This window comes from Flammeovirga sp. AWQ4_249 (assembly GCF_056161045.1).
Genome location: NZ_JBSWYJ010000005.1, coordinates 100,418 through 113,058 on the forward strand (window position 1 = coordinate 100,418; position 12,641 = coordinate 113,058).

Annotated in this window: 10 protein-coding genes; 1 reads left to right on the forward strand and 9 read right to left on the reverse strand. The window is 29.7% G+C overall.

Features of this window, described 5'->3' with window-relative positions:
* Nucleotides 1-118 precede the first annotated feature (118 nt).
* The 7 genes from ACXAHM_RS06290 to ACXAHM_RS06320 form a co-directional block, all read right to left on the reverse strand.
* Nucleotides 119-1,357: an ABC transporter permease gene (locus ACXAHM_RS06290; RefSeq protein WP_474959563.1), complete on the reverse strand. Its 1,239-nt coding sequence runs from the start codon at nucleotides 1,355-1,357 to the stop codon at nucleotides 119-121.
* A 5-nt stretch (nucleotides 1,358-1,362) separates the two neighbouring features.
* Complete coding sequence (gene xseB, locus ACXAHM_RS06295; RefSeq protein ID WP_474959564.1) at nucleotides 1,363-1,566, reverse strand: exodeoxyribonuclease VII small subunit; 204 nt, start codon at nucleotides 1,564-1,566, stop codon at nucleotides 1,363-1,365.
* A gap of 44 nt (nucleotides 1,567-1,610) precedes the next feature.
* Nucleotides 1,611-2,969 (reverse strand): exodeoxyribonuclease VII large subunit, encoded by a 1,359-nt coding sequence (gene xseA, locus ACXAHM_RS06300; protein WP_474959565.1) that lies wholly within the window; start codon nucleotides 2,967-2,969, stop codon nucleotides 1,611-1,613.
* Nucleotides 2,959-3,294 (reverse strand): tetratricopeptide repeat protein, encoded by a 336-nt coding sequence (locus tag ACXAHM_RS06305; RefSeq protein ID WP_474959566.1) that lies wholly within the window; start codon nucleotides 3,292-3,294, stop codon nucleotides 2,959-2,961. The genes xseA and ACXAHM_RS06305 overlap by 11 nt, the downstream gene beginning before the upstream one ends.
* Before the next feature lie 78 nt (nucleotides 3,295-3,372).
* Nucleotides 3,373-4,542: a sodium:calcium antiporter gene (locus ACXAHM_RS06310; RefSeq protein ID WP_474959567.1), complete on the reverse strand. Its 1,170-nt coding sequence runs from the start codon at nucleotides 4,540-4,542 to the stop codon at nucleotides 3,373-3,375.
* A gap of 27 nt (nucleotides 4,543-4,569) precedes the next feature.
* A complete protein-coding gene (locus ACXAHM_RS06315) occupies nucleotides 4,570-5,463 on the reverse strand; it encodes an MBL fold metallo-hydrolase (RefSeq protein WP_474959568.1) in 894 nt (297 codons plus the stop codon).
* 130 nt (nucleotides 5,464-5,593) lie between these two features.
* A complete protein-coding gene (locus ACXAHM_RS06320) occupies nucleotides 5,594-6,301 on the reverse strand; it encodes a class I SAM-dependent methyltransferase (protein WP_474959569.1) in 708 nt (235 codons plus the stop codon).
* Nucleotides 6,302-6,454: 153 nt separating this feature from the next.
* Between ACXAHM_RS06320 and ACXAHM_RS06325 the strand changes: the two genes are divergently transcribed.
* The gene (locus ACXAHM_RS06325) at nucleotides 6,455-8,623 is read left to right on the forward strand and encodes a hypothetical protein (protein WP_474959570.1); all 2,169 of its coding nucleotides are present in this window, start codon (nucleotides 6,455-6,457) and stop codon (nucleotides 8,621-8,623) included.
* Here the strand turns inward: ACXAHM_RS06325 and ACXAHM_RS06330 are convergent, their stop codons facing one another.
* Together ACXAHM_RS06330 and ACXAHM_RS06335 are read right to left on the reverse strand one after the other, a co-directional pair.
* Nucleotides 8,624-12,346: a sensor histidine kinase gene (locus tag ACXAHM_RS06330; RefSeq protein WP_474959571.1), complete on the reverse strand. Its 3,723-nt coding sequence runs from the start codon at nucleotides 12,344-12,346 to the stop codon at nucleotides 8,624-8,626. It lies immediately after the preceding gene.
* A gap of 88 nt (nucleotides 12,347-12,434) precedes the next feature.
* On the reverse strand, nucleotides 12,435-12,602 hold the full coding sequence (locus ACXAHM_RS06335; protein ID WP_474959572.1) for a hypothetical protein: 168 nt from the start codon (nucleotides 12,600-12,602) through the stop codon (nucleotides 12,435-12,437).
* Nucleotides 12,603-12,641 lie beyond the last annotated feature (39 nt).

Sequence of the window (12,641 nt, forward strand, 5' to 3'; positions counted from 1 at the left end):
AGTAGCAAATGATTGAGTTGCATTTCGAGGTAGTTTTACCTCATAATCATCTGCTCTACAAAGTTATAGTAAATTTCTATTCTTTGAAAAAAATAGATCTTTAAAAAAACATAATGTATCAATTAAATTTTATAGACTTAATTGGTGAAATACCTAATACTATTGAAGTAGGAATTAAAAGACTTAAAGATGTCAATAAAATTATAGTAATATTAATAATAAATATTGTATCCCAATGAAAACTAAATGGCACATAGTCAAGATAATAGGTCGAAGCTTCTAAAGGAATAAGTTGAAAGTAATTTTGAATTACTCCAAATCCAATAGCAATTACATTACCGATAATCATCCCTTTTCCTGCCATTCTAATTCCATCATAGATAAATATTTTTTGTAATAAATTATTAGTAGCTCCAAGTGCTTTAAACGTACCAATCATTGAAGTCCTCTCCATAATCAGTATCAACATGATTGAAATAACATTGAAAATTGCTACACTAGTTATTACAATTAAAAAGATCCAAACATTATTATATAACATCTGAAACCAATCAAAGAAATGAGCATATTTATCTTTTACACTTCTACTTATCAGATGTACATCAACATAATTATCATCTAAATATTCAGCTGTTTGTTCTACTGTATCAAAGTTCTGAAGCATCAATTCCATACCTCCAACTAGAGAATCTCCCCAATTGTTAAGTCTACGTACTAAATTAATATCTCCGTAGGCTACTAATTCATCAAAATCTTCTAAACCAGTATTATAAATACCTGAGACTTTCATTTTTCGTGCTTTTGGAGGTTGTTGGATGAAATAAATAATAATCTCATCTCCTACTTTTAGATGCATTTTATTGGCTAAAGCCTTGCTTACTACAAGTTCTTTAGCTCCTCTAGGTTTAACTTCAAATTCAGGAAATTTTCCTTCCTCCATTTGAGAATCCCATCTCTTTACATCGAATTCTTTTGATAGCCCCTTAATTAGGATACCAGATACTTCATCATTTGATTTTAAGAGTCCCCATTTATGTGCGTAAGTATATACGTTCTTCACTCCAGGTAAACTATCTTTTTTATTATAAAGGACAGATTTATTTACGTTCACAGGAGGTTCTTCCTTACTCCTATTCATTGTGAATTTTTCGACATTTAAATGTCCTACATGAAGAAATAATTTTTCTTCAATACCTTCTTTAAATCCATAAAAAATTGAAAAAGCCAAAATCAATGCACCTACTCCTAAAGCCACGCTACCAATAGCAATTTTAGAAATTAACTTAGTAAAAGAGTTATTTCGATGCTGACTAAGCCGTTTAGAGATGAAATAAGGTATATTTGATGTTTCTTTCATTAAAATTATTGCTCTTCTATAAAGATTTCAGATAACTCTTGATCAATATCATGGAGTTTTCCTTTACACCAGTTCACTAAAAATTTTGCTCTTTTAGCTAAAACAGAAAGTTGATCTATTGGTAAATCTTCACCATTCAACTTTTCTTGAATAGCTTCTAATTCCATTAAAGCTGATTCGTAAGTGATATTCTCTTTCTCTTCTGACATTTGATAAAATTTTGTATTGCAAGTTAATCGTGTTAAAAGGATTTTTATAATTTTTCCTCAACTTTATCAACTACACTTTCAATAATTGCAGATTTAGTATAGGTTTGGATTCTATCTCCAGAATTTAATGTATTTGGATCAACTAGTTTCCCTTCTTTTAAGGTCATAGAAAATCCTTTTAAGAGTAATTCTTCTGGGTCTTTTGTGACAATTTTCGATTCAAAAAGTGAAATTTTTAATTCTTCCTTTTTCTGGATGTTCTTAACAGAATTCTTAATGGATTTCCATAAATAATCGATTTGATTATGATTTGATTTCATGGAAACTCTTTTTACAGATAAATCTAATTGTTTAAGCTTATTTTTTTCATTTTTAATCTTAGATACTATGGTGTTCTCAATTTTGAAAAAGCGACGATCCAATTTATATTTTTCTGCTTCTACTTTTTTAGAGAAAGTTGGTAATGTCTTTATAGTAAAATACCTTAATTCATTTTTATAATTTCTAACAGCACTGTAAATATCATCTCTAATATTATCAAATAAATCGATAATATCTTCATTAAAATAATTCAATTGATCAATTAGGAAATTTGCTACTGCTGTTGGTGTTTTAAATTTAGAATAGGCAACTAAATCTGTAATGGTCTCATCACGTTCATGTCCAATACCTGTTAAAACAGGGCATTTCTTTTGTGCTAATTTTAATGAAAAGTCATAATCATCAAATACAAATAGATCAGATTTTGCTCCTCCACCTCTAATTATTACTATACAGTCAAATTCATTTTCATCAATCTGATCTATAGCTTTAACCAAATTCGCTTTTGCTTTCTCTCCTTGTACGGTAGTTGAAAATAAAGTTACATTAAATTTAAAGCTTTGTGCATTAGAAGTTAATTGATCTAAAAAGTCCTCAAACCCTGCAGCTTTTTTTGACGATATTACTGCAATCTTTTGAGGGACAAGTGACAATTGAAGTTTACTTTGAAGATCAAAAGCACCATTATTTTTCAATTTTTCAATATTCTCTTTTCTGATTTTTTCAAATTCTCCAATACTATAACTTTCATCTAGATCTTCAATTTGTAGAGACAAACCATAGACAGGGTGATATTGGATAGAGACTTCTACTAAAATGTTGATTCCTACTTTTATTACATCAGAAAAAATACTTTTTAAACGATGTTGAAAAATCTGTAGTTCAGAAGCCCAAATTGTTGCTCTATTTTTAGCAATAATTACATCCTCTTTTTTTTCGATTAACTCTAAATAAGCATGTCCTCCATTAATCTGTAATTGGGCAATTTCAGCTTTTATCCAAAAAGAACGATTAATACCTACAATTAAATTGTTGATACTTTTATTTAATTGTGCTAGTGAAAAAATATTTTTACCACTCATCGTCATCTTCTAGTTGAAAATTAGTATATGCAGATTGCAGTTCTTTAAAAGCATGAAAATCTTTTTCTTGCTGACAGATTATTAAACCTTTCTTATATGTTTCTTCAGCTTTTTCTGCTTGACCATTTTCTGCAAAAGCATATGCTGCATGATAGTAAGTACCCGTATACTTTTCATGGTCATTTAACAAAATAGTGTAATATTTCAAGGCTTCTTCCCAATTCTCTACTGAAGCATATTCCGTTGCTATTCCATAAATGATAAAAGGGTCATTAGGGTCTTCTTTGTAGAAATTAAATAATTGATCTAATCTATTTTGATTCATTGTTGACTTTTCTCTAAAAAACACAAAAGGTCAGCCCTAAAGAGGAACTGACCTTAAATATATTAATTTTTTATAATCTTATTGATGGAATGGACTCAAATTCACTAAAACATCATTTACTGAAATTAACCATTCACTTAAACCCTTTATAAAATCAGCATCATATGTATAACCTAATGTATATACAATGAAACTGACATATAAAAGCATTAAAAGATATCCACTCTTTGCTCCAAGTCTTTTTCTCTTCGCTCCAATATAAAAAATCATTGTAGCTAAGAAAGTCATGACTAATAATAATACTCTAAATTGGCCAACAAAATTCATTTCATCGGCTCCTCCACTCATTACAATAGATTTGTCATAAACTAATGTATAAATCGTTAGAGGCATACCTAAGGCAAAACAGATATCGAAGATGTTACTACCTAATGCATTCGAAATCGCATCATTATAAGCACCATTATTTGCACTCTTTACAGAAATAATTGTATCAGGAACTGAAGTAGCTGCAGCTGCAAATATTAATGCAACAACATAAGTATTCCAATTTAATCCCTCACCTAAAAGCTCACATCCTGTTACTAAGAAATGACATGAAGCACCAACTATTGAAGTAGATAAAATTAAAAGTATCCATGCTCTCGTTGAGTTCATTTCATTATTTCCTAGAATCGCGTGAGATAAATCTAGCTTAAAAAGAGCTTGAAGTCTTCCACCTTCTCCTGCCTCATATTCATAATCTTCATGTTCATCACCTTCTGAATCCATTTTAATAAAGAATAATGAGAGCACATAAACCAAATATAAAGACATAAGAAAGGCTCCGTGATACCATTCTAATGTTTTTTCAGAGACAAAAATGATTAAACAAAGAATAGCCAACATTAAAGCTATACCATCTCTTAAAATCACTTTAGGATTAACATTAATAAAGTCTACTTTCCTATTTACTACAATTACACTAATAATAACTGCAGCAGGAATAATCATAATATTAAAAACTGCACTACCAGATGTAGTACCAATACCACTAGCAAAGCCTGCTGCATCGCCAGTAAGTACCAAGAAGAAAAAAGTAGTAAATAATTCTGGCATTGAACTTCCTATTGCATCAATAGTAGCACCTTTTACACCTCCCTTCAAATTTCGTCCTAAATAGCCAGAAGCATCTTCAAAACCATCGCATGCTCTCCAAATAACAATACATGCTAAAAAAATAATAATAAGACCCGAAATTATCTCCATTATATGTTTATCCTAATAAAAAAGTTTCTAGTTCAATTTTTTCTTCTGCCAATATCGAATCAAACCTGCTACACTCATGAATGGAGGGTTAGCAGCATCGTATTGTTTCAACATTGTTTCTGTCAAATTTAATGCCCTTAATGATTTATCAACATGTTTGATAAAAAGTTCTTCCATTTCTGGTTGGGATAATTCTTTTTCCAGGTAACTTTTTATTAAATCAGCAGTTAGATAAAGATCTTTTTCAAGTGCAATAAGTTGACTTTCTATATCATTAACGACTCCAAAGTGAGTTAAGTATAATTTAGTTGGAGATATTTTTCGAATTAGGTCGATTGAAGTTTGCCATTTCTCTAAATTAATATCTGGAGGTGGACATGGTGCCACTACAGGACCATTTTCAATTTTCACTCCAGCCACGTCTCCTGTAAATAGATTATCTTGGATTTGCCAAGCGATATGGTGATTAGCATGCCCTGGTGTATGCCAAGCTTTCACTTCAATATCACCAATCTTTATTACTTCTTCGTGTTCAGTAGAATGTAAAAGTTTAGTTGGAATAGACTTCATATCTCCCCATAAACGATCCATATCTTCCTTGTAGATCATTTTTGCGGAAGCCATTAATTTACTTGGATCAGCCATATGCCTCTCCCCGAAAGGGTGAAGATAAATCATTGCTCCATATTCTGCAAATTTCCAAGCAGCTCCTGCATGATCTAAATGTATATGTGTGATAAAAACATGTTTAATATCACTAGGAACGTAGCCATGTTTTTTCAATTGTAATTCCATAACATGAAACGTTGAATATGGACCTGTTTCGATAATAATGGGTCCTTCACTCGTTTCAATTAAATAAGAAGCAATTGCTTCAGAATTCCCTAAAAAATTTAAGTCTAATGTATGAATTGTTATCATTTCAATTGTTTAGTTTATTATCTTTTTCTAAAAATAATTTATATCTGAACACTAATATCAATTGATTACTAGATTATTTTATTTAACTGATAAGAATCAATTGATGAAAATGACTTCTGATTCTATGTTACTATTTTATTCCACAAAAAGCCCCAAAACATAAGTTTTTATGAAGGATTTCAACTTGCTGGAAACCAACTTTCTTCATTAATTCTAACTGATAAGGTATAGATCTTGGTGAGTCTTCTTTTTCGATATAAGCAAAAACATTTTCTTGATATTCTTTTCCACCTACACCAATTAAATAATCTGCATATTTTTCCCAAATCATTTCTTTTACAGTCTTATTTTCTTCTGTTACAAGATCTGAAATCATCAAACAACCTCCATTTTTTAGTTTAGAAAATAGTTTTTTAAAAGTTGTTTCCCAATCTGAGTCATCTCTTAAATGATGTAATACAGCTCCCGCCAAAATAATATCATAATGATTATCTGGTAATTCGATATTTCTAATATCACCCTTAATTGTTTGTACATTACCAAGTGTTAAAGGACGTACTCTTTCTTCTGCTTTTGATAACATAGGTTCACTCAAGTCAGATAAAGTACAATTTAAATCCTGAATTTTACTGAGCATCTTTATAGTAAAGTTTCCTGCTCCACATCCAATATCAAGAAGTTCTGTAGCTTTTGGACGAATCGATCTTGCAGCAGAAGTTATTAATTCTAGACTCAAAGGAGCATCTATAGTAGATACCTGACCTGTATCAATATTGGAAAAACGTTCAACATCATTGTCAAATCGTTCTCTAATTTCATCAATTGAAGATTTTACCATATGGGATGAATAGTTGTTAGTTATTATATTATTTAAATAAATTTAATCTAATTTTTTCATTCTACATAATTATTAAAATACTCCGTTAATCTTTTTTGTATATTAGAATTTAATGTTTCAATCTCTTAAATTTGAAGCTTATTAATATTAAGCATGAATAACTCACAAAAGACTTATTTACTTTTATTCTATCTATTTGTTCTATTTTTTGGCCATAATTCGCATGCTCAAAAGGTATCTTCTTATTTAAAAGATATCGAAATCATTAGTGATACTACTATTACTTCTTTGAGTTCACATGGCATTTTTTTAAATAAAAAAAGAAGAACAGAGAAGACTTTACCTTTTCATTTTAATACTATTGACCAAGTTTTTGAGGTTCGTGTTTATCTAAAAAACAACGATAATATTGTTGATCTAAAACTTATTCCAACTTCTGAAATAAAAGTTATTGATTATCCACTTCCTATTGACGATAACGTCTATAAATTTAGAGTCCAATTTAATAAAGCAACGACAACTTTAAGGCCTTCAATAATTATTGCTTTATGGACAGCTGATGGAAAAGAACTTCCTTATGAACAACAACTTATGCCATTCACAAATACTGAAATTGAGTTAGTTGATAAAAAAGGAAATGAAGTAAGAGAATTATATATCGGTGAAGAAAAGGAATATGAAATTTTAACGAATCATCCCCAAAATATTAGAGTAGATAATATATGGCATGAGCAAGAATACATGTCTTGGAGAGTTTCTAAAAGAGAGAATAGAATTTTCTTGGGTATTCTACCAAAGTCTATTACAACTTTTTCAACTGAAATTGCCTTTGAAACTTATGCACCAAATTTTCTATTTGGTCAACCTCAATATGAGACACTTCCTTTAAATCTTAGATTCACTGTAAAAGAACCACGATTAACGTATCTTTCAACAGATAAAAGTGAAGTCATTTATGATGAAGAGGAACATAAACAAGACGGACTTGAGATTCAAATCCAACAAAATAGAAAACTCTTATTGAATAAAACCTATCGAATTGAAGCTCAAGAGGAAAAAGGAGGAAAACTTGTTGCTGAACTTTATACAAAAAACAATCTTAGTAACAACAGAACAATGTGTGCCTTAAGAGTATATGATTTCCATAATTTCCAAGATGGATATTTATATATTAAAGATGGAGACACACCTGTTTTCATTACCAATTTCAATATCATTTCTAAGACAACGATTACTAATGTACAGGTCTTACACACTGGTAAAAACTGGTCAAATAGTTTAGATGTGTACCCAGGTGAAACTGTAGCAATAAAGATTGAAGGTAAAGAGATGCAGCATGCAAGGTTCATGTTTGATGGGTTAAGGAATTTAAGTATTGACTCAGTAAATATTACAAAGGATATGCAAACGATGCAGATTTCTATTCCTATTAACATCAATCGTAAACAACTTAAAATCTTTAATGGTGATGAATTTACAGGTTATTCATTATCTGTAAAAGAAAAACAAACACCTAGAAATTTTGATTTTGTTACCTTAGACTATGGAGACTCTCCGAAAGTTGTTTCAGAAATAGAGAAGCCTATTTTCTATTACAAGGCAATGACGGATGTTATTCTACGATTTAATCCTGATTGGATTGATGATGGACTATTATATGGTAAACAATATATTACGCTTGATGTGAGGGTGATAGGTCCTGCAGGTCAATTAATTGAAATTGCAAAAGATGAAAATATTGTCATTTGTCCAGGAAGTTCCTCTCCTAGATACCATAATTATCAAAAAAATAATTGTTCTGACCCATTGATTACGTTGAACAAATATTTAGGAATTAAAACACATCGATTTGCAGATTGGACTAAACTTGAGATCTATATTACGCATCAAAAAGATAAGTATAGTGAACAAGGTTATAGTAAAAAGATAGAAATTTATGCTGCAAGGAAATCTCAATTTGATGTTGAATTATCATTCCCTGCTGGTTTACTTGTAAAAAAGTCTAATGAGGATGATATTTCTTCAGGAATCAGCGGTATTAGTATTTCAGCAATTGCACAATTCAAATTTTTTAAGCCTGGGACAATTGGTAAAGTACGCCCATATCGTATAGGTGTAGGTTCTATTGCCTTAAACGCCTTTAATTTGAGTGACAATGAAGATGTAGACAGAGACTTAGGTATTGTTGCGTTAGGTAGTGTACACCCATTGCAAAAACCAGGTCGAAAATTGTCTCTTCCACTCTATATAGGATTTGGTTATTTTCTAAAAGCAGATACCTTTTTCTGGATGATTGGTCCTGGTATTAGTGTCAGTTTTTAATTAGACCATTAAAAATTCAACAAAGAAAGACGTTCCTTCCCCTTCTTTAGTTTCGAACCAAATGCTACCTCCCATTTGTTCAATTCCTCTTTTTGCTACAGCTAATCCAATTCCTGAACCAGTTTCTTTTGTTGTGAAATTAGGAACAAAAATCTTATTCTGAACTTCTTCAGGAACACCTTTTCCATTATCTATTACAGTAATGATGGCTTTTTCCCCATTTTCATACAAGTCAATAATTATTTTTGGTTCTCTATCAGTAGAAACAGCTTGAATTCCATTTAAAATCAGATTACTTAATATTCTTGCCGTTAGTTTTTCATCTCCTTCAACATTCACATCATAACCATGATCTGTATTTGAAAATTGAATGTCAGATTTACTTGAATGTAACAAAATTGTTTGTTGAATTACTTTCGATAAATTAAACACTTCTCGCTTAGGCACTGGCATTGTAGCAAAAGAAGAAAATGACGTTACAATTCCACTCAACGTATCTACCTGATTGATAAGCATCTTAGTTGCTTTTAATAACTTAGGGTTACTATTTGTCTGCGCTACCCTTTCTAACTGTTGCAAGTATAATTTCATTGGAGTCAATGGATTTTTTATCTCATGTGCCACTTGTTTGGCTACATCTCTCCAAGCACTTTCTCTTTGACTTTGTTCTAATTCTTTCTTGGATTCTTCCAGTTTACCAAGCATCTTATTATACTCACCTACAAGTTGACCAAATTCATCATGAGCATTATATTGAATGGGTTCATTTTTCTTACTTAAAGTGATTCTATTTAACTCTGGTATAATAAGTTTAATTGGAGATAATAACCCTTGAGCAGCATAATGAACAATCGGTAAAAGGGTCAAGAATAAGATTGTAAAAATCATCATAATAGTTGTAATAACTTCTATTGATCTGTTATCCAACCTTGTCAATGATTTAAAAAATGGGATACTTACAATACCCATCACTTGTCCTGTATTAAATGCTTTTACCCCAATGTATGATGTATTGTATTCTAAAGTACCAATTTGTTCTTTTAAAACCATTCTAGTCTTTTTATCCTCAACAATGCCAACATACGCTAAGGGATTTATTTCATCCGAAAGAATATTTTCATTAAAAATTTCATTATCAGAAGCTGTTTCTAATTTTCCCTCTTTATCATAAAAACGAATATCTGCCTGCATAATGTTAGACAGTTCTTCAATAAAAGTATCTAGGTTCTTTTTATCAGTCTCTGATTGACCTTGTTTCAAATCATAATTTTGGAATAAATTGGTGGCAACAATTTGAGCTTTTTCAAGATACTGTCTTTCTACTTCTACTCTTGTTGTTGTCACCATTACAGAACCCATCACAATTGCCAATAAAAATATGGGAAAGAAGATTGAGAGATTTAGATAGATTTGTACTTTTGTTGAAAAACTTCTTGTGTATTCAGATGGGTTTTTAAGGTAATTTGTAACATTAAAAATAATAAATACTATAAAAACCAAAATTGTAAAATAAGTAGAAAAAGCCTTGAAATAATTTAAAAACGTAAACTCCTTAGAAGAAATAACTACAATTCGATTATTATCATTAGATAACAAAAGGTGCTCATAACCATTAAATTCAATGTTAGAAAGTAAATCAATTTCACCTTCTTTATATGAATTTTTCAAGAAGTCATTTGTATAGTCATAATCACCTGAACTAAATATTAATTCATCTTTAAAGAAAATAGCATAAGAATAATCTTCCTGAGAATTTCCAACAATATAATCTTCATCCAATAAAGTAGATCTGAAATATTTTCCACCGATCGACTTTTGATATAATTCTATTAAGCAATATCCTAAAGTATCAGTATACTCAAAACGATCTACAATTGGGATATTACAAAGATAATTATACGTACCCTTTTGAAGGTCCATTTTTGTATTTAGGCCTATTTTTACTGGAGAAGTAGATCCATCACTAAATTCTGTAATGATTTGCTTTGCAGGTGTTTCGTTACTAATATTGACTCCATTGTCATAGATCATATTCACTCTAATCTCAAACCTATTCCCTAGCCATTCAATCAACTCAGTTTTAATATTTTTAGAGGCCTCTATCCCATTGGGTTTATTTAAAAAAGCCATCGCATCTATGACACTATTATCCTCTTTTACTTGAACAATAGTCTTCTCCAGAAGAGTTTTTACAAAATCGTCATTATCAATAAGTTTTAAAGCAAAGCGTTGTTTGAAGTTTTCATCCTTTTTTGTTTGTACCCTTTCTACTACAATTGCACCGATAATGGAAAAGATGACAATATGTGAAATTAAATACATAATAGCCGGAAATTTTCCTCCAGAAAAATAATTAGGAGATTGAATCATTAACGACACCCCAATAAAAATAGACACTATATTGATGACTATTAGATCAAAAGGATGTATAAAAAATTGTAATGTAAATACACCTAATATGGAAATTAATAAAGCGGTTGATTTACTATAAAAATCTAACCACCAACAAATTAATCTCATGAAAAAGTGAGCGATTAAACCCATCATCAAAAATCCTAAAAGTGTCACTAACTGCGAGATGAGTGTTAAAGTATTCATCTCGAATAAACTTAATTCTAATTCATAATTGAGTGTTACTTCTAAGATATTTACAAATACATTTTTAAAGCTATTCATGATAAAGAAGAATCCTATTATCATGAATATGCTTATAATTATTTTGATTTTAGTATTTAAAAGTAAAATTGATTTTATTGAAAATAGTCGGCTAAAGTTTTTAGATATCCATCTAAATATCAACAAGCAAAATATAAAATCTAAAAGAATAACACCCATTGAATCCCATGAAGCAAGAAATGAGGTACTTATAGGTTCTAAGATTTTATACTCATCACGAATCATTGGATTATTAAATACATCTAATACAATCTGATGCAATGTGACTACTCCAATTAAGAATACGGATAACATTACAAATACAGAATTACCTTCTTTAATTCGTTTTGTAATAAAAGTACTCAGTGATGATAAAAGAAAGAAAACTGCGATTATAGATGTTACTAAAAAGTAAGTCCAAGGAATAAATTCAACAATCGTTTTGGTAGAGATATCAATTGAAAATAGATATTTATCCAATCTTGTTTTTATATCTCTATAATCTTTATTGACTTTAAACTTAGCGAGCTTAGGGTGTTTTTTTGATCCAAAAATTGATTGATTTACATAATCTGATAAGATTACTGATTCATAATTTGAATTAATCACTAAAGGTACAATTACAAAAATCTCATAATCCTGATTATATAATAGAATATTTGATTTTCTAACATAGAAATAAGAATCTCTTTTTTTAATTACATCTTCAACAAAATAATTAAATAGCTTATCTTCAATATATTGTAATTTTAAATTATTATCTGACCAATAAACAAGTTCTCCTTTTTTAAATATATATGTTGGTTCATTTCCAATTGAAAGTAAAGATTTAAAATGGATTGTTTCCTCATTTTCTACCTTCAAAGTTTGCTTCACTTCATAAATTACATCATCTGCATTTCTTGATAAATCAATCAACCTATTCTGTACAAATGAATCATATTTTTCATCACTATAAAACTCAATATTTAATAAAAAAATCAACACTGAAATACACATGAATGCAATACCAGTGATTAATTTATTTCTTACACTAAATAGATTATTAAAAAAATGCTTGTTGGACATATAATTAAAAAATTGTTTATTCAATACTACAAAAAAAAACTTCAATAAGACGAACTTATTGAAGTTTTTTAATGGAAAATAAAATGTATTAAACAGCTAAATTTTTCTGTTTCTTTGTATTCCTATACCATAGGTAAACAATTGATGCGATTATTATATAAGGCATCGACATTAAATATAAGATCCCATTATTAAGACCGGCACCGATAGCACTTGCGCCATCACTTATATTATTCCCTACTGTTGCTCTACACATTGCACATTGTGCAAATAAATCATGAAAAGCAACAATATT